The sequence below is a fragment of the Candidatus Thiodiazotropha sp. CDECU1 genome (assembly GCF_963455295.1).
Lineage (GTDB): Bacteria > Pseudomonadota > Gammaproteobacteria > Chromatiales > Chromatiaceae > Thiodiazotropha.
Map to the genome: position 1 here is coordinate 1,752,779 of NZ_OY734020.1, position 19,339 is coordinate 1,772,117.

General features: G+C 50.6%; 16 protein-coding genes and 1 tRNA gene. 13 read left to right on the forward strand and 4 right to left on the reverse strand.

Features of this window, described 5'->3' with window-relative positions; all coding sequences use genetic code 11:
• The first annotated feature begins 10 nt into the window (after positions 1-10).
• The 11 genes from R2K28_RS08010 (at position 11) to R2K28_RS08060 (ending at position 13,189) form a co-directional block, all read left to right on the forward strand.
• Positions 11-1,228 (forward strand): MFS transporter, encoded by a 1,218-nt coding sequence (locus R2K28_RS08010; RefSeq protein ID WP_316369011.1) that lies wholly within the window; start codon positions 11-13, stop codon positions 1,226-1,228.
• Positions 1,229-1,470: 242 nt separating this feature from the next.
• Positions 1,471-2,499: a recombinase RecA gene (recA, locus tag R2K28_RS08015; RefSeq protein ID WP_116447034.1), complete on the forward strand. Its 1,029-nt coding sequence runs from the start codon at positions 1,471-1,473 to the stop codon at positions 2,497-2,499.
• A gap of 74 nt (positions 2,500-2,573) precedes the next feature.
• Positions 2,574-2,942, forward strand: a complete 369-nt coding sequence (locus R2K28_RS08020; protein WP_316369012.1) for a regulatory protein RecX — start codon at positions 2,574-2,576, stop codon at positions 2,940-2,942.
• Between the two features lie 218 nt (positions 2,943-3,160).
• A complete protein-coding gene (gene alaS / locus R2K28_RS08025) occupies positions 3,161-5,794 on the forward strand; it encodes an alanine--tRNA ligase (protein ID WP_316369704.1) in 2,634 nt (877 codons plus the stop codon).
• A 109-nt stretch (positions 5,795-5,903) separates the two neighbouring features.
• Positions 5,904-7,133 carry an aspartate kinase gene (locus R2K28_RS08030; RefSeq protein WP_116447036.1) on the forward strand — a complete coding sequence of 410 codons (1,230 nt, stop codon included), beginning with the start codon at positions 5,904-5,906 and terminating at the stop codon, positions 7,131-7,133.
• Between the two features lie 201 nt (positions 7,134-7,334).
• Positions 7,335-7,517, forward strand: coding sequence for a carbon storage regulator CsrA (gene csrA / locus R2K28_RS08035; protein WP_069126133.1), 183 nt, complete (start codon positions 7,335-7,337; stop codon positions 7,515-7,517).
• A gap of 223 nt (positions 7,518-7,740) precedes the next feature.
• Positions 7,741-7,833: transfer RNA gene (locus tag R2K28_RS08040), tRNA-Ser, on the forward strand.
• Between the two features lie 734 nt (positions 7,834-8,567).
• Positions 8,568-8,846 (forward strand): hypothetical protein, encoded by a 279-nt coding sequence (locus R2K28_RS08045; protein ID WP_316369014.1) that lies wholly within the window; start codon positions 8,568-8,570, stop codon positions 8,844-8,846.
• Between the two features lie 192 nt (positions 8,847-9,038).
• Positions 9,039-9,857: a phosphate/phosphite/phosphonate ABC transporter substrate-binding protein gene (gene phnD, locus R2K28_RS08050; RefSeq protein WP_316369016.1), complete on the forward strand. Its 819-nt coding sequence runs from the start codon at positions 9,039-9,041 to the stop codon at positions 9,855-9,857.
• Positions 9,854-12,445 carry an EAL domain-containing protein gene (locus R2K28_RS08055; protein ID WP_316369017.1) on the forward strand — a complete coding sequence of 864 codons (2,592 nt, stop codon included), beginning with the start codon at positions 9,854-9,856 and terminating at the stop codon, positions 12,443-12,445. Before phnD ends, R2K28_RS08055 begins: the two co-directional genes overlap by 4 nt.
• A 264-nt stretch (positions 12,446-12,709) precedes the next feature.
• Positions 12,710-13,189 (forward strand): hypothetical protein, encoded by a 480-nt coding sequence (locus R2K28_RS08060; protein ID WP_316369018.1) that lies wholly within the window; start codon positions 12,710-12,712, stop codon positions 13,187-13,189.
• A gap of 241 nt (positions 13,190-13,430) precedes the next feature.
• Here the strand turns inward: R2K28_RS08060 and R2K28_RS08065 are convergent, their stop codons facing one another.
• From R2K28_RS08065 to R2K28_RS08075, 3 genes are all read right to left on the reverse strand, one after another.
• A complete protein-coding gene (locus tag R2K28_RS08065) occupies positions 13,431-13,847 on the reverse strand; it encodes a hypothetical protein (protein ID WP_316369019.1) in 417 nt (138 codons plus the stop codon).
• Positions 13,848-14,276 (reverse strand): DNA polymerase III subunit chi, encoded by a 429-nt coding sequence (locus R2K28_RS08070; RefSeq protein WP_116447043.1) that lies wholly within the window; start codon positions 14,274-14,276, stop codon positions 13,848-13,850. It abuts the gene before it with no gap.
• A 76-nt stretch (positions 14,277-14,352) separates the two neighbouring features.
• Positions 14,353-15,846, reverse strand: coding sequence for a leucyl aminopeptidase (locus R2K28_RS08075; RefSeq protein WP_316369020.1), 1,494 nt, complete (start codon positions 15,844-15,846; stop codon positions 14,353-14,355).
• A gap of 267 nt (positions 15,847-16,113) precedes the next feature.
• Between R2K28_RS08075 and lptF the strand changes: the two genes are divergently transcribed.
• Together lptF and lptG are read left to right on the forward strand one after the other, a co-directional pair.
• The gene (gene lptF, locus R2K28_RS08080) at positions 16,114-17,220 is read left to right on the forward strand and encodes an LPS export ABC transporter permease LptF (RefSeq protein WP_316369022.1); all 1,107 of its coding nucleotides are present in this window, start codon (positions 16,114-16,116) and stop codon (positions 17,218-17,220) included.
• Complete coding sequence (lptG, locus tag R2K28_RS08085) at positions 17,217-18,281, forward strand: LPS export ABC transporter permease LptG (RefSeq protein ID WP_316369023.1); 1,065 nt, start codon at positions 17,217-17,219, stop codon at positions 18,279-18,281. The genes lptF and lptG overlap by 4 nt, the downstream gene beginning before the upstream one ends.
• 44 nt (positions 18,282-18,325) lie before the next feature.
• On the opposite strand, the gene R2K28_RS08090 is transcribed toward lptG, so the two are convergent.
• Complete coding sequence (locus R2K28_RS08090; RefSeq protein WP_316369024.1) at positions 18,326-19,276, reverse strand: DUF3943 domain-containing protein; 951 nt, start codon at positions 19,274-19,276, stop codon at positions 18,326-18,328.
• Between the last annotated feature and the right edge of the window lie 63 nt (positions 19,277-19,339).

Below are 19,339 nucleotides of genomic sequence, written 5' to 3' on the forward strand. Positions count from 1 at the left end.
TTAAGTTCGCATGATTCAATCGAATACACCGAAATTCTGGCATGCCACCCTGGCACTCTGTATCGGTTCGGTGATGGTGTTCAGCAATCTCTATATCACTCAGCCGCTGCTGCCGGCACTGCGCGATGCATTTGATATAGACTCCCTGGAAGCGGCCCTGAGCCTCTCTGTCGCGACGCTTTCCCTGGGGGTGTGCCTGCTCTTCTTCGGACCCCTCTCCGATGCCATCGGTCGCCGGGTTGTGATCCTCACCACGCTGCTGCTGCTTTGCCTGATTACCTTTGTCACCGCTTTCGCCACCGATTACACCGATCTGTTGATACTGCGCTGCATACAGGGGATCCTGATCGCCGGATTACCGGCGGCAGCGCTTGCCTATATGGGTGAGGAGTTCGATTCACAGGCCCTGTTGCTGGCGGTTGGACTCTATATCGGCGCGAATTCCCTGGGTGGCGTTACCGGACGATTGATCAGTGGCCTGGTTGCTGCCGAGTGGGGATGGCGGAGCAGCTTTCTCATCCTGGCTGCCTTCGATCTGGTCTGCCTGTTTCTGGTATATCGCATGTTGCCGCTATCGCGACGATTCGAGCCGAGGCCGTTACGCTTTCACCGGATGCTGAGCGACCTGATCCTGCATCTGCGCAATCCGATGATTCTTGCTGCCTGTTTCATCGGGGGGCTGAACTTCTTTATCTTCGTCAACCAGTACAGCTATATCACCTTTGTTCTGGCGGATGAGCCCTATGGCCTCTCCTCTGACTGGCTGGGGCTGTTTTTCCTCACCTATCTCACCGGTACATTGGGTGCTTCGTTTTCCGGTCGTCTGGTAGTCAACCGATCTAAAACCGGCGCGATGGGTACAGGTATAGTGATATTTATGCTCGGTACACTTCTAACCCTGACACCCAATCTGGTTTTGATCATCGCCGGGTTTTGTATCAATGCCTTCGGCTTTTTCTTTTGCCACTCCCTGGCCGCCGGCTGGGTCACTGGTCATGCACAATCTGCACGGGCCAGTGCGACCTCGCTCTATTTGATGTTCTATTATGCTGGAGCCACTGTGGGGGGATTCTATCTGGAGCCGTTTTGGCGCTGGGCTGGGTGGGAAGGAATCGTGATCGGCTCCTTGATTGTGCTGAGTATCACCTTCGGTCTCACCCTCTGGCTGGGTAGTCGAAAGCCGTTGTACGACAGCCATCCTGCAACTGTCGAGAGCATGGAGGGCTGATCGATGAGCATAAAAGTTCAGCCCAATCTAAACCTGTCATTAAGTGATTGATGTAACAGACAGATAATATTGAAAATATCCATTTTCTTAATATTTCTCTTGAACCTCCGGTGGGTGAAAAACCCTGTGCATCGACTCATGACGTGAGCCTTTGGCTGTGTGATAATTTCAATCCATCATGACAGTGCACCAGACTAGGATGTCGGGTGCGTAGCTTACATTTAAAGATGAGGATTGACCGAATGGATGAAAACCGTGCAAAGGCGCTGAGTGCTGCTCTGGGGCAGATAGAGAAACAGTTCGGCAAGGGATCTGTGATGCGGATGGGCGACACCAGTGCGGTTCGCAACATCGAAGCGATCTCTACCGGCTCCCTGTGCCTGGATATTGCGCTGGGTATCGGCGGGCTGCCCAAGGGTCGAGTGGTGGAGATCTACGGACCTGAATCATCGGGTAAGACCACGCTTACCCTGCAGGTGGTGGCCGAGGCACAGAAGATGGGGGGCACTGCCGCCTTCATCGATGCCGAGCACGCACTCGATCCCCAGTACGCAGAGAAGCTGGGCGTGAATGTGGATGAGTTGCTCGTTTCACAACCCGATACCGGTGAGCAGGCCCTGGAGATCACCGATATGTTGGTACGTTCCGGTGCCGTGGATGTGGTGGTCATCGATTCCGTGGCGGCCCTGACCCCCAAGGCGGAGATCGAAGGCGATATGGGGGATTCCCATGTGGGCCTGCAGGCGCGACTGATGTCCCAGGCGTTAAGAAAACTGACTGCCAATATCAAACGCACCAACTGCCTGGTGATCTTCATCAATCAGATCCGCATGAAGATCGGTGTGATGTTCGGCAATCCCGAAACCACCACCGGCGGTAACGCATTGAAATTCTACTCCTCGGTGCGTCTCGATATCCGCCGCATCGGTGCGATCAAGAAGGGAGATGAGGTGGTGGGTAACGATACCCGGGTCAAGGTGGTGAAGAACAAGGTTGCACCGCCCTTCAAGCAGGTGCAGTTTGAGATTCTCTATGGTGAGGGTATCTCCCACGAAGGCGAGATCATCGAACTGGGTGTGCAGCGTGGCATCATCGATAAATCGGGTGCCTGGTACAGCTACAATGGTGACCGCATCGGCCAGGGCAAGGAAAATGTGCGTAACTTTCTCAAGGAGAATCCCGACATCTCCGAGACCATCGAATCGCGCATCCGCGAGGAGTTGCTGCCATCACAGGATAGTGAAGAAGAGATCGCCGAGGCTGAAGCCTGAACGGGGCCGACACCACAGAGATCGAGGCGGCGGCAATCCGCTTGCTGACGCAACGAGAACACTCGAGGCGGGAGTTGCAGCGTAAACTGCACTCCCGCGGCTTCGAAGAGCATGACATCGAAACCGTCTTACTGCGGTTGCGGGAGTCCGATCTGCAGAGTGACGATCGCTATACCGAAAACTATATCAGCAGCAGGATGGAGAGAGGCAACGGGCCGATACGCATTCGCGCCGAGTTGCACGAGCGTGGCATCGATGAGGCACTGATTGAGACCCATCTTGAGGGATACGCAGAGTTGTGGCCCTCCCTGCTGCAACGGGTACATGATGCAAAATTTGGCAGCGAGCCCGGCACGGATCGAAGGCTGTTGGCAAAAAAGGCGCGTTTTCTTGAAAATCGGGGTTTCCCGGGTGAGCTGATCCGTCGATTTCTATTCGATTGATCCCTGTCTTGGGGCATCCCGGACGTCTATTAACTACCCCTCATTTCCAACAGCTGTTGATGCTCTGCCTCTGCATTAGTGATTTTTCCATCTGGCGTTCAACCTGGTCGAGGGGTAATACCCGGAAGATACGCTTTTGATGTAACCTATACGGGCTTTTTTTCTCCGTTCCTGTTATCTTTTATGGTTTATTTTGCGGTTAATTTTTTCCTTACATGATGAAAACCAGCGCCGACATACGACAAGCTTTTCTGGACTATTTCGCCGAACGCGGACATGAGGTGGTCGCCAGCAGCCCACTGGTACCACAGAACGATCCAACCCTGCTGTTTACCAATGCGGGCATGGTGCAGTTCAAGGATCTGTTTCTCGGCCGGGAAAAGCGTGACTACCAACGGGCAGCCAGTTCTCAACGTTGTGTGCGGGCAGGGGGAAAGCACAATGATCTTGAGAATGTCGGTTATACCGCGCGTCACCATACCTTCTTCGAAATGCTTGGTAATTTCAGTTTCGGCGACTACTTCAAACGGGATGCCATCAGGTATGCCTGGGAGTTTCTCACTGAAACCATCGGTCTGCCGGCTGAAAAACTATGGGTGACCGTCTATGAAGAGGATGACGAGGCGGCAAACATCTGGCTCGACGAGATCGGCATAGACAGCACCCGTTTCACCCGGATCGGAGACAAGCCAGGGGGCAGGCGCTATGAGAGCGACAACTTCTGGTCAATGGGGGACACCGGGCCCTGTGGCCCCTGTTCGGAGATCTTTTTCGATCACGGGGAGGGTATCTGGGGTGGGCCACCCGGCACGCCTGAAGAGGAGGGTGATCGCTACATCGAGATCTGGAACCTGGTATTCATGCAATACAATCGTGATGCCGATGGTGTAGTGACACCACTGCCCAAACCCTCAGTGGATACGGGTATGGGGCTGGAGCGTCTGGCTGCTGTTCTGCAGAGCGTGCACAGCAACTATGAAATTGACCTGTTTGTTCATCTCATACAGGATGCCGCCAAGCTGACTGGCTGCGACAATCTTGAAGAGAAATCTCTGCGGGTCATAGCTGACCACATACGTTCCTGTGCCTTCCTCATCACCGATGGAATATTGCCATCCAACGAGGGTCGCGGTTATGTGTTACGGCGGATCATACGCCGTGCCATTCGGCATGGTTATATGCTTGGAGTGAAGGAGCCATTCTTCTTCAAGTTGGTGGGAAGTTTATGTGACGAGATGGGTGAAGCCTATCCGGAATTGCTGTCACAACGTTCCCAGGTTGAAAAAGTACTGCGTCTGGAAGAGGAGCGATTCGCCCAGACCCTGGAGCAGGGGATGAAGATCCTCGAAGAGACGATCTCGGCGCTCGATGGAGAGGTCATTCCTGGTGAAGTTGTGTTCAAGCTATATGATACCTATGGCTTTCCCAGAGACCTGACTGCGGATATCGCCCGTGAACGCGATCTGACCATCGATCAGCCAGGCTTTGAGACGGCAATGGCGGCACAGCGTGAGCGCGCCCAGGCAGCGAGTCAATTTGGCGCAGTGGCGAGTGTCGATCTGGATTTGGAGGAGAAGACGCATTTTTCCGGTTATGACCACCTTGAGGATCGAGGTACTGTAGTCGCCATTCTCCACGATGGCGAGACCGTGAATGCCCTGCAGCAGGGAGAATCCGGCATGGTTTTTCTGGATCATACCCCCTTCTATGCGGAATCCGGTGGTCAGGTTGGGGATCAAGGTGTGCTGGAGGGGGATGGCCTGCTGTTCGAAGTGGAGGATACGCAAAAACAGGGAGGTGAGCAGTTTGCCCACATCGGCAAGCTCGAGGAGGGCGTTCTCGCAGTAGGTGACAAGGTGACCGGGCAGGTCAATGCCTATACCCGTCTGGCTACTGCGCTCAATCACTCTGCAACCCATCTGCTACATGCGGCCTTGCGTCAGGAACTGGGTGAACATGTGACCCAGAAGGGTTCACTGGTGGACGCAGAGCGTCTGCGCTTCGATTTTTCCCATTTCGAGCCTATCGCCAGGGAACAGTTGCAGACCATTGAACAGCTGGTCAATCAGCAGATTCGTCATAATCATCTGGTCGATACCAAGCTAATGTCCCTGGACGAGGCCAAGGCATCCGGTGCGATGGCACTTTTCGGTGAGAAGTATGCGGAGAAGGTGCGGGTGTTGAGCATGGGTGATTTTTCCACTGAACTCTGCGGTGGCACCCATGTCAATGCGGTGGGAGATATCGGCCTGTTCAAAATTACTGCTGAGAGCGGTATTGCTGCCGGTGTGCGTCGAATCGAGGCAGTTACCGGCCAATGCGCCGTGGAGTGGATGGAAGCAGACGAAGAGCGGGTACAGCGAGTTGCCGAAATAATCAAAGCAGGGCGGGATGAAATCGAGGACAAGCTGGAGCAGATCCTGGAACGCAACCGAAAGCTGGAGAAGGAGCTGGAGCAGTTGAAAGGGAAACTCGCCAGTGCCGCCGGCAGTGACCTGGCGACAGGTGCCATCAGTGTGGGCGAGGTGAAGGTGCTCGCGGCTGCACTCGACGGTGCTGACGCCAAATCGTTGCGGGAGACCATGGATCAACTGAAGAACAAGCTAGGTTCAGCTGTGATCCTGCTGGCAGCGGTGACAGGCGGCAAGGTATCCCTGGTGGCTGGAGTAACCAAGGATCTGACCGCACAGATGAAGGCGGGTGACCTGGTTAAACTGGCGGCAGAGAAGGTTGGCGGCAAGGGTGGCGGACGGCCGGATATGGCCCAGGCTGGAGGTAGTAATCCCGATGATTTGCCACACGCCCTGGCGATCGTGGAACCCTGGGTCAGGGATCAAATGGATATGGGTTGAGTCCAGCGATATGTAATAGGGCAACAATGCGGTTCCGTTGCGGGACGCTTTGGTGTTTAATGTGCAGCTTTTTTAGACAACCAACAGCTTATTTGGGGTTTGAACTGACATGGCACTGATCGTGCAAAAATATGGCGGCACCTCAGTCGGCTCGACTGAGCGAATCATGGCCGTTGCGGAAAAGGTGAAGGGCTATAGGGATAGAGGTGACCAGGTAGTGGTTGTGGTCTCAGCCATGTCGGGTGAAACCAATCGCCTGATCGCACTGGCAGGAGATATCGATGAGGCACCTGAGCCAAGGGAGATGGATGTATTGGTCTCCACCGGTGAACAGGTCACTATTGCTCTGCTCTCCATGGCCCTGCAAAAGAGCGGATGTCCTGCCCGCTCCTATACCGGGGGCCAGGTGCATATCCTCACAGACAGTGCCTACAGCAAGGCCCGCATCCGTGACATCGACGCGGCCCGCGTCAGGGCGGATCTTGATGCCGGCCGGGTGGTCGTGGTGGCAGGCTTTCAGGGTGTTGATGAGCATGGCAGCATCACCACCCTCGGGCGTGGTGGATCGGATACCACAGCGGTGGCCATGGCTGCCGCGCTAAAGGCCGACGAGTGCCAGATCTACACCGATGTGGATGGTGTCTATACCACCGATCCCCGGGTGGAGCCCAAGGCAAGACGACTGGATCGAATCACCTTCGAAGAGATGTTGGAGATGGCCAGTTTGGGTTCCAAGGTGCTGCAGATACGCGCTGTCGAATTTGCAGGCAAATACAATGTTCCCCTGCGTGTCCTGTCCAGCTTCGAAGAGGGCGAAGGCACACTGATTACCTTTGAGGAAGAGAGCATGGAACAGGCAAAGATTTCCGGTATTGCATTCAACCGTGATGAAGCGAAACTGACCATTCTGGGTGTTCCTGATCAGCCGGGTGTGGCATATAAGATTATCGGGCCGATCTCAAGTCAGAATATCGAGGTCGACATGATTATTCAGAACATCTCCCACGATACCGGGCGAACCGATTTTACTTTCACCGTGAATCGGGTCGATTTTAATCGTGCCAGGGATATTCTGCAGCAGACAGCCGATGAGATGGGCGCACGGGAAGTGCTGGCAGACGACAAGATCGTCAAAATCTCCCTGGTTGGTGTCGGTATGCGTTCCCATGCGGGCATCGCCAGCAAGATGTTTGAGGCGCTTGCTGACGAGGGTATCAACATCCGTATGATCTCCACATCTGAAATAAAAATATCCGTTGTGGTCGATGAAAAATATCTCGAGCTGGGCGTACGGGCGCTGCACGAGGCTTTTGAGCTCGAAAAAGAAGTACAATCCTAAAATAGGCAAATCAGGGCATTTAGGCCCTATAAACAGGTCTTTTGAATCGTTTTTTCCCTTTTTTACCCAAAGTCCAGTTGCTAAAATGGTAATACCAGTCCCGTATTATACGGAGGCTTGGTTGGCAAAGGTGGCGCTGAGATTTAGTAGTTACCAAATCGAAGCCCACCACAAACTCAAGGAACTACATGGAGACTGGACATGTTAATACTGACTCGCCGTGTTGGCGAAACCCTGATGATTGGAGATGAGGTTACGGTTACTGTACTAGGCGTTAAAGGTAATCAAGTACGCATTGGCGTGAATGCACCACGGGATGTGACCGTGCACCGGGAAGAGATCTACGAGCGTATAAAAAGAGAGCAGTCGGAAGAGTCCTCCTAGAGGAGTCAAGTCAACGTAAAACGACAAGATTTAGCCTCAAAAAAACAACTTTACCACGGAAGGTAAAGTTTTTTTGTTTGTAGAAGCAGAAATCTGTACAATCTCGACACCTTAGAAGGGTGTGGGGAACCAGGGTCCTAAAACCTTGAGATCGCCCCAATCCCGAGATGAGATTAAAGGTCACCCGCACAGGGTTTGACTGAATCCAAAAACAAACACACCCGGAGAGATGGCCGAGCGGCTGAAGGCGCTCCCCTGCTAAGGGAGTATGGGGTTAATAGCTCCATCGAGGGTTCGAATCCCTCTCTCTCCGCCATATAAAAAGGGGCCCAACTGGGCCCCTTTTTATATGGCGGTGAGCGAGGATTTGATTCGAACCCTTCGTTCGACCAGGCGCGCAGCGCCGCAGGAGGCCGAGCGCAGCGAAGGCACCCCGAAGGGGCGAGTCTGCGCAGCAGACGAGTCAATCCCTCCCCTCAGACGGCACCCAAGTAATGGAGTCCCTCAGCCCCTTTTTATATGGCGGTGAGCGAGGATTTGATTCGAACCCTTCGTTCGACCAGGCGCGCAGCGCCGCAGGAGGCCGAGCGCAGCGAAGGCACCCCGAAGGGGCGAGTCTGCGCAGCAGACGAGTCAATCCCTCCCCTCAGACGGCACCCAAGTAATGGAGTCCCTCAGCCCCTTTTTATATGGCGGTGAGCGAGGATTTGATTCGAACCCTTCGTTCGACCAGGCGCGCAACGCCGCAGAACATCATCGCATAGCGATGATGGCCCGAAGGGCGAGGCCGCAGGCCGAGTAATCCCTCCCCTCAGACGGCACCCAAGTAATGGAGTCCCTCAGCCCCGCACCCCCGCACCCCTCCCAATTTCTAAATGGTCAGATACGAGATAGATGAACAGATTGTGCAATATTCCACAATCTAGCAGCGTCGTTTGTCACTTTTCGTTTAAAATTATAGGGTTATAGTTAAATTAAAGAGTCGCTTTAGGCAGATGCAGTAGTATCGATGAAAAGTGTTTTTTACAATAACCATAATTGGTGAACGATATGCTGAATGAGAATGAAACTCCTTTTAAGACTACGGTCGATGATCACAAGCATCAGATTAGAATGGGCAGGGTAGTCACAAATCGAAAGGGTGGACGGGCGAAAGGCAGCATCCGTGAGCTTGAACTCATTGCGGCGGACCTTCGGCGGGGCGGTGAGATTAGCAGAGCCGACGAGGTCGATATGGAGATCATGGCGATTTTGGATAAGAAAATCTGCCGAAAAATTATAAAACGGAGCAGAAAAGAGCAAAACATGCTTCACATCGAATCTTGCTGAGCTTCAGTAACTGGTTAAAAATTGTGGATTAACAAGATGAGACTAAGCTATGCTTATATACTCTTCAGTAGAAACTGGATAGGGGTTATGGAGTAACGCAAGGAGAAACCCTGAACCCGGTATTGGGAACCTATGCAAAAGGTACTATGGAGCAGTCTTAGGCTTAAGCGGCTAGTAGGAATAGTCGCAATATTGTTTGTCTCTATCCCCACATCAGCTCACACTGCTGATTCACTGATCCTCGGCATCCATCCTTATCGTTCCCATCAGGAAATCCGCAGTATGTTTACGCCGTTAGCGGAGTTTCTGAGTCAGCGCACTGGTATACCAGTAGAGGTGCGGATTGGTAATTCCTACGATTCTCACTTCAATGCGATTATTCATGGGCAGGTGGATCTTGCGTTTATCGGCCCCGCGCTATTCGTACAATTAATCGACAAGGGTGTTGTTCCCTATCTGTTGGCTAGACTCGAGATCAATGGGAGACCAACCTTCACCGGAAAAATCTTCACCAGGGAAGGTAGCGACATACGTACCCTTAAAGATCTCAAGGGACGCCATTTCGCTTTTGGCAGTTACTCATCCACAATGAGCCACCTTGTACCGCGGCAGACGATGTATGAAGCAGGTATCGATGTCGAAGATTTTGCAAGTTACCACCACTTTGATAGTCATGACAATGTGGCGCTTGCCGTGCTCGCTGGCGACGCCGATGCAGGTGCTGTTAAAGAAGCGGTATATGAGAAATATCGTAGTAAAGGGATTGTCTCGATTGCTACCACCCCAGAAATATCTGAACATCTTTTTATCGCACCAGCTAACACGCACCCAGATAGGGTAAGTTTGCTACGGCAAAACCTACTGAGCCTGTCCGCAGACAAGTCAGAAATTAATCAAGTACTCTCTCCGATCAAAGAATCAGCGACAGCCCTGGTTGGAGTGGATTCTAGGGATTATCAACAACTACAGAACATCATTAAAGACTTGCGAGCCAGGGGTGTGGTCAAATGAGCACCAAAGTAGGTCGACCAACCTTTACATGGGTTGTTCTGGCAAGCTCTATTTTTCTACTGATTTTATCGCTTGTAGCCGTTACTGTGTTAAGGAGTGAATATGACCAGCATGTGCAGTTCATCAAGGAATTGACTGCGGGTCAGATGGAGATTGTTTCCTTGGTTGCAGAGACTGAACTTGAGAAAGGTAACTATGCATCACTATCAAATCTGATCAACCAATGGGCCACTAAACATAGTGAGATCGATGAGATAAAGTTGGTGTCAAGGAACGGCTTTATTCTAGCAGGTTACGGCCCATTTCAACCCTCTGCACGCAGATATATTGTCGAAAAGAACATTCCATACTCCTATCGGGGAGACGCAAAATTAATGTTGGCTATGAGCCTTGAAGGTGCGTTTGAGCATACCCTGGATCAGGGGCTTAAGGCAGCAGTGGCTGTGCTTTTACTTACTGGCCTGTTTGCACTGTTGATGCATCTTTTTCTTGCACGTCGTTATGAGGCAAATCTTCTTTCACTGATGGTTGAAGAGCTAAAAGATACTGAATCCCGTAATCTTCAATTAGCTGCATATCCGCGCCATAACCCTAATCCGATTATCGCATTTAACATGGATGGAATAACAACATTTAAAAACCCTGCTCTATCCAGATTGATGAGTAGGTTCAATGTTACCGATCCAGTCTACATTCTGCCGGATGATCATGAAGCATTCATTCAGCGTATTGCTAGTGGAGAACGCCAGATATTTGCAGAAAAAGAAGTTGGCAATATGAATATGCTCGCACACTATCAAATGATTGATATGGCAAGAGAGGTTTATGTCTATATCCAGGATATTACCGCTCAACGCACTGCAGAGAAGGAATTACGAAAGGAGCGCAATCAGGCGCATACAACGTTAGCATCGATTGGCGATAGTGTACTTACCGTCGATATGAATGGGCAGATTACTTATCTGAATAACCAGGCAATGAAAATGTTAAAGACTGATGCAGAGATGCCAATAGGTCAGCATTTTTCAAAGCTGCTAAGTCTCCTTGATGATGGTGAGGAGTGGAGCATAGAAAATCTGATATCACAGTGTCGTATGAGTGAGCCCAATCAGGTGGTCAACAAACAGGCATCGCTGTTGTTACCTGATAGTGAAATGCTGCAAGTCCAGGTTACAGCGACGCAAATATACAGCGAAAATATAGAGGCTGATGGGGTGGTTATCGTATTACGAGACAATACTCGTGAGTACCGGTTACAAGCAGAGCTCCACCGTCAAGCAAATCATGACAGCCTCACCGGTTTGATGAACCGCAGTGCATTTGAAACCCATTTAGAGAACGCCTTGGAATCAGCAAGACAACGGGGCCATGAGCATATTCTTTGTTTTATGGATTTGGATCAATTCAAGGTGGTGAATGATACCTGTGGCCATGTTGCAGGGGATGAACTTTTGCGTCAACTGGCGCGCCTTATGCGCAAACACATTAGAGGGAGTGACGTTCTTGCTCGGGTTGGGGGTGATGAATTCAGTGCAATAATGATTGATTGTCCGCTGCCTCAGGCCATAGAGAGAATTGACTCGTTGCGCAAGGATATAGAACAGCATCACTTTACTTGGAATACTCATAGTTTCAGGATCAGCGTCAGTATAGGGGTGTCACCGATAAATCTGTATAGTGAGAATCTTGCGCAGTTGATGAGCACTGCAGATGCTGCCTGCTATTCAGCAAAGGACTCAGGCCGCAACCGTGTCATTGTTTATGAAAAAGACAGTGCGAAAACAAAGCATAGACTGGGAGAAATGCAGTGGGTGTCTCGCATTAACGGTGCCTTGGACGAAGGTCGTCTGGCTCTCTATGCTCAGCCAATTGTAGACCTAAACAGTGATAATAAGTTAATCGTTGCAATAGAAATCCTGCTCAGGATGCATGCAGATAATGGTGATCTGATACCTCCCGGTGCCTTCCTGCCTGCAGCCGAGAGATATGATTTGATACACCGCATTGATCTTTGGGTTATTGAAGAAGTCATGCGCTTGCTTACGAAATGCAATACTAATTACCCAGATTGTTTTATCAATATATCAGGAGCAACACTGAGTCATACTCAAATTCCATATTTGGTAAATGAGTTATTGCAAAAATATGCAATTGACCCTGAAAAGATCACCTTCGAGGTTACGGAAACAGCAGCCATTCAAAATCTCTCGAGTGCATTCAGAGTGTTTCGAAAGATACGTGAGCTGGGATGCCGATTTGCGTTGGACGATTTTGGATCAGGGTTATCCTCATTTGGTTATTTAAAAAACCTGCCCATTGACTACCTCAAAATCGATGGCATGTTCATAAAGGGTATTAATACCAATAACCTGAATAAAGGGATGGTAGAAGCGATAAAAACCGTTGCGGACTCAATGAGGTTGACGACCATAGCAGAATTCGTTGAAAATGATGTGATTATTGAGGAATTAAATGAGTTGGGTATCAATCTTGGTCAAGGGTTTGGGATAGCTGAACCAAAACCATTCAAGGACTTTTTATCTGAAACTGATGAGAGTAATGTGATTTGGCTATCTAGCAAAGTCTAATACTATATATCTGTTTACAAGAATATCTTGTTAATCATACGAAGAGTCGAAGCTAGTCAATTCGCGTATGCTATTGACGTGGATAATTGCGGGGTAATTTAATTTACACGGAATATCCTCCAGCCACAGCATTTTACAAAGATAATATGGGATGAGTGAATCTTGGTTAGAGATTTACTCGTAGTAACCAGACAAGAATCACTCTTACATGGATGGTCATGTGGTAATACTGTATGATCCGCGTAAGAGACAGGAATAGTATCGATGGACGAAGATGTCTATAGGACACCAAAATCGGAATTAAACGATCAACTAGAGAAAAAAGGATCTGCAGTTAAAGCCATCCTTGTTGCAACTATCGTAAATATAACAACCACTGTTTTTGTTGGGATCGTAATATCAGTTGTTTATGGTGTTCTGCTTGCTTCGAATGGTGACTCGCTAGAGGTGATAACATCAAAGCTTTCCAACATGGAACTAACATCAAAGGTTTCACTGTTAACTCTAATACCTGCTTCCCTTATAACTACATATGCCGGGTATTTATGCGCAAAACTAGTTAATCATTCCGAATACAAGGTTGTTGCAATATTTGCAACCATTCTGATCATTTTCGGATTGGCTATGGGATTGTCATATTACTCAGTGAGTGAAAACATATTTTTAAGTCTATTGACGTTATGCTGTGTCTATTTGGGTGCATGGCTTTATGTCAGTAAGAAGAAACGTCTGCTACAAAGTTAGAACAGTATGTGGTCAAGTTTTTTTCGAGCTTACAGCTGATTTGCTATTTCTAGTAAATTCTCATTCGGGTCGCGTGGATATATAGACAAGAATGGACCTGTAGCACCGTTCCTCTGAATAGAGCCTTGGATAATTATTATGTTCTGGTGGCTTAAGTGCGTTGCTATTTAATCGATGGGAGTATCTGTTGGAAAACAGAGATCCGCATGATATTCATTGCGAACGTGAGACAAACTCATATTTAGAGGTTATCGTCGCGATAGAGGTCGATAGGATCCTGTGAGACATCATCTTTTGCATGCTGCTGGCGCGGCCCAAATTCGTTTTCCAGTCGCTGTTCGATTAGATTACGAATTCGGTGGGTCAATGTATTGTCAAGTTCATCGTGAAGAATCTGGCCAATACGGGCTGTAGTTTCATCGACAACAATATTCACCGCCTTAGTAACGATAGTTTGAAGGTCATCCTCGAGTTGCTTGGCGATATCATCCCGCATGCTCAGCAGTTCTTCATCATACTCAGGGAGGCCACTATCCTCAATATCGACTTCGTCGTTGGCAAATTCGATGTATTCTGATTCGATTTCTTCCATTGAAACCACATCTTCCAGTAGCGGAATGGCTGAATCCGAGTGGTGTGATTTGTCGTCTCTATTCATCTACTTAATATCATGTTTGTTTAGCGGATAGCCCCTGTCACGGTAGAATCGGAAGCGCTCTCGCCCTGCAGTTACGACCTGCGGCTCCTTATCGACGATCTCCGCAACACGCTCAAAACGGCTGAAAAAGCTGGGAACCTCACTTGCAAGATTGATCAGAACATCCTTTTCTTCACCGCTCTCCCTATCATGGCTGATAATAACCGGTGTGGTCAAAGGATCACACTCATTAGCCATTCCATGGGGTACGAAACTGCCCTGGCGAAAGGTCCAGAGTAATCTATTCATATGTCGTGACTCTTCTTCGGAGCCAGTATGAATAAAAATCCTACGTTGCTGATGGTAGATCTTCTCACACAGACGGCAGGCCAGGGAAAAGCGATTTCCCATTGCCCGGTCATCCAGTACATAAAAATCGACTTGTGTCATAACAACTCCGAGAGACAGTTGCTGATGGTGATCGTCGAAGGTGAATCAACCAGCAACCAGGCCTGTAGGGATATACTCATACGCCACTACGCTTTATCAGAAACTGTGTGAGCAGTCCTACCGGCCGGCCAGTGGCACCTTTACTCGCGCCACTGCGCCAGGCAGTTCCTGCGATATCCAGGTGTGCCCATTTGAACTTCTTTGTATAGCGGGAGAGAAAACAAGCCGCTGTGATTGTACCTGCGCCCTTGCCGCCGATATTGGCCATATCGGCAAAATTGCTATCGAGTTGTTCCTGGTAGTCATCCCACAGGGGGAGTTGCCAGGCCCGGTCTCCCGAATCAGTGCCAGCGGCTAGCAGTTCATTTGCCAGGGAGTCGTTATTTGCCATTAAACCAGAGGCTTGATTGCCCAGGGCCACGATACAGGCACCGGTCAGGGTTGCGATGTCAATCACTACCGCTGGATTAAAACGCTCACAGTAGGTGAGGGCATCGCAGAGTATAAGCCGGCCTTCGGCATCGGTGTTGAGTATCTCAACGGTTTGACCAGACATACTGGTGACAATATCCCCCGGTTTATTGGCATCGCCATCAGGTAAATTTTCTGATGCAGGTACTACGCCGATCAGATTGATTGGCAAATCCATACCAATGGCGGCCTTCACGCTGCCGATGACAGAGGCGCCGCCACACATGTCATATTTCATTTCATCCATTGCCGCGGCGGGTTTGAGGGATATGCCGCCTGCATCAAAGGTCAGACCCTTACCTACCAGGACCACGGGTTTGGCATCGGGCTTACCCCCTGAATACTCCATAATGATGAGTTTTGCCGGTTGGCGGCTGCCACGTGAGACAGAGAGCAGGGCACCCATACCCAATTTGGTCATCTGCTTCTCATCCAATATTCTCACTTTTAGACGGTCCTCATCCCGTCCCAGTTTGCGTGCCTGATCGGCAAGGTAACTGGGTGTGCAGATATTGCCTGGCAGATTGGCCAGATTCTTGGACAGCTCGATGCCACTCGCTATGGCGCGTGCCTGGGAAAGGGCTTTTTGCGCGACTTTCAAGTGGCGGCGGTCGTGAAGCAGGAGCGCGAGTCGCTTCAGCGGGCGTTGGATTTTTTTTACTTCGCTCTTGGTGTCATTGAATTGGTATAGGCCGGCCTCAGCGCTTACAACTGTCTCTGTAACTGCCTGTGGCAGGGTGAAATCGTCGTTATTGAGCTCGCTGAGCCCCCAAATTGCCTCCATTGCATGCTTCCGATTCAGACTCTTGATAGCGGAGGTGACGCATTTTGCATACTGCTTTCTGTTGAAATCACGCTGTTTACCCAGTCCGATTAAGAGTACACGCTCTGCCTGGATACCAGGCAGATCATAGAGTAATAACTGCTGTCCACTCTCCCCATTCATGTCGCCGCGTTTCAGTATGCTTTGCAGAGCACCTTTGCTGGATTTATCCAGCAGTTGCGCCAGTGGGGTGAGTTGGCGCTTGGAGAAGATTCCCACTACCAGGCAGGCGGTGCTTAGCTTGGCGGGGTCTCCGGTTTTAATACTGTATTCCATGGAATGGATGGCCTCACTGTTTCTTGTTACAGGTTAATGATTAGAATAGACAGCCGATGCAGTGTTTTTTATACACTACGGATGCGCAAATGTCAGGATCAGGGCGATGTGACAATTGCATAAAGTCTAACCAATCATCGGTCATTTGACACCTTGTGTGGTGTAATCTTAATGAACTCAACCTTAAACCCCATGTGGACATGTGAATGCCGTTAACCTTAAGCTTCCAACCTGATCGACCGGCTTAGCACAAACAGGACCAGATAATTGATCACACTGATAGACCGCTACCTATTGAGAGATGTGCTCAAGGCGCTGTTAGCGATTCTGTTGGTGCTCGCCTTGATCATGCTTGCGAATAGCTTCATCAAGCTGCTTAAAGAGGTGGCTTCCGGTGAACTTAGCAGCAATCTGCTTTTCCAGCTGCTCGGTTTACAGATGGTGGTCTATATCCCACGCCTGATACCACCCGCCTTTTTCTTTGCCGTGCTGTATGTGATCGGCAGGATGTATCGTGACAGTGAAATGGTAGCCTTGGCCTCCTGCGGAGTCGGTGATCTTAGACTCTACCGATCCTTGATATTTGTTGTCACTCCAATTGCACTGTTGACTGGCTGGTTATCCCTCTATGCACAACCCTGGGCGAGTCGGCTCAGTGCCGAGCTGATCAGCACACAGCGAGGGCAGGCGACAGAATTGGCAGGGATCAGCGCAGGGCGCTTCAACGAGTACAGTCAGGGTGACCTGGTGCTGTATGTGGAATCGATAGCCAGTGAAGAGAGACGCATGCGCAATGTCTTCGTGCAACAGCGAAAAGCGGGTGTCCTTAGCCTGGTGACGGCAAGGCAGGGTTACCAATATATTGATGATGAGTCGGGTGAGCGATACCTGGTATTGGAAGACGGGGCCAGATATGAGGGTTCCCCGGGGGAGGCGAACTATCGGATCAGTGAGTTCGAACGCTATGGATTCAGGATTAAGGGTGCCGAAGGTGTGGTTGCCAAGATCAACCGGAGATCCCTCTCGAATCAAGCGTTGCTGAATTCCAAGTCGATCAGGGATAGAGCAGAGTTTCAGGTCCGAATCGCACAAATATTCGGACTGCTGGTGTTTGCCTTACTCAGCCTGCCACTCAGCCGATCCATGCCTCGCCAAGGACCCTTTGGCCGCTTGGTATTGGCATTTATCCTCTACACCCTCTATCTGAGCCTGCAGGGGGTGGCGGAGAACTGGATGATCGACGGCACGACAGCAGAGTGGCTGGGTATCTGGTGGGTGCATTTGATGCTGGCGCTAATAGGTCTTTTACTCTTGATACCCGAAACCCACTCCTATCGCAGAATACACCGGAGACTGTTGGGGGGTGAGACATGATTACCCTGTTTGACCGCTACATCGGCGGTACAGTGTTGATCGGAATCGTCTCTGTAATGGCCTTGCTGCTGGTGTTGATAGGATTCTTTGAACTGGTGGCTGAACTGGAAGAGGTGAAACGCGGCTATACAACATCCATGGCATACACCTATGTGCTTTTGGGTATGCCTCGCTACAGTTATGAACTCTTTCCATTGGCGACCCTGCTGGGAAGCCTGATCGGCTTGGGTGTGCTGGCGGGAAACTCGGAACTGCTTGCCATGCGTGCCGCGGGGATCTCGATTGCCAGGATAGTACTTTCTGTGCTCAAGACGGGGCTTTTGGTGCTACTGGTGGTGGTGATCATGGGTGAGTATTTGGCGCCCGCTGCTGAGCAGCAGGCGCAGCGCATGAAAAATGAGGCCCTGTCCGGACAGATCAGCCTGAAGACCCGATATGGTTTTTGGTCCCGCGACGGTAATACGTTCATTAATATCCGACAGATTCTTCCCGATGCCCAATTGGCGGATATTTCAATCTATGAATATGGCGAGGATGCCCGACTGCGTCGGGCGATACATGCGCAACGTGCCGGTTTTCAGTCAGGCGGCTGGGTCATACAGGGGGTAGAGCAGAGTGATTTCACCGAATCCGCTGTATCGGTCTCAAGCAGCCCAGAACAAGCTTGGCAGGCGGAATTGGATCCATCGGCACTGGATGTGCTGACAGTAAAACCCCACATGCTGGCTGCCTGGGATTTGTGGCGATATATCGACTATCTGCAGAAGAATGGTCAAGCCTCAATCAATTATGAAGTGGCCTTCTGGGGTAAACTGGCCGCTCCGCTGGTGACCATGGTGATGCTGTTTCTGAGTATTCCCTTTGTGTTTGGCTCACTGCGCAGTGTCGGGGTGGGGCAGAGAATCTTTGTCGGAGCCATGCTGGGCATAGTGTTCTACCTTTTGAATCGAACCTTCTCATATATGGCGGTGGTCTACTCCCTGAATGGATTGTTTGCCGCCTTCTTTCCTCTGTTGCTGTTCCTCGCACTGGCGATATGGCTGTTGCGACGTGTCTACTGATTTGTGCGGCGGCGGGCATTCACCGCGTGCCGGTCTCACTACCCTTAGTGCCAATGCAAGGTAAGTTGGATGCCGATATAGTCAGTTACCATCGGATCGGTGTGGGCCCGGTGAGGATCGCTCCAGCGGGGTTGTGCCGATTCAATGTGACTCAGGTTCGGGCTCTGGTAAAAGGTGCGCAATGCCAGCTCGCTCTCAACCCCGACGCCAAACAGATTGTCAACCATAGTATTCAATGTGCCCAGGGGGTCGGTGGCGATGAGAATGGTCTTGTCCCAGGTGCTGAAACTCGACTGCTGTTTGATGCTGCGACGGGTATCTTCGAAGTACCAGCCCAGCCAGGCACCAAGGGTCGGTGTAAAAATGACATCCTGCACGGAAACGGGTTCAAAAAGGGCCTCCAGCCCGAACTCATAGATCGAAGATAGGGTGAAGGAGAACCAGAAGGCGCCTGTCTCGGAAAGTCCCCGCTCCCTGCCCCGGGTGTAGTAGGTCATACCCCAATAGGGGTGCAGTATATAGTTGATATACCACTCGTCAGGGTCCCATCGAGGGTGGGAGACATTGTCCCACCACTTCTCGAAGGTGTACTCCTCTTTGTCCTCCTCAGACCAGGAGGAGATATCTTCCGGCATGACATAAAGCAGTCCCACGATAAAGAACTGATATCCGAAAAAATAGGCTGCATCACGCCTCAACCCAGGGTAGTCGACCGGGCTGGTGTCATTCAGCTCCCTGCCGAAGCCGTATGGCCTCTCAGCATGGTTGATAGGGACAACGGTCTCCAGGGAGTCGGAAATGCCGAGATAGCGATCAGGGAGTTGGTATGGGAAAAGCGTTTGCGTAGAGCTGGATTCATAGAAAGAGACCGGGCTTACCGGTAGCCAGTCGGTGGACTGGGCTTGGCCCGTCAAGGTCAACAGGATGAGACAGCAGAGGAGCCGTCCCAGATGGCTCCCTGTCTGAGTGTTGCTATGTTTCGTATCTCTGATCATGCGCAGCTATCTGTTGCCTGGCTTGGACTGTGGCGACAGACGAGTCTGATTCTTCAACCCTGG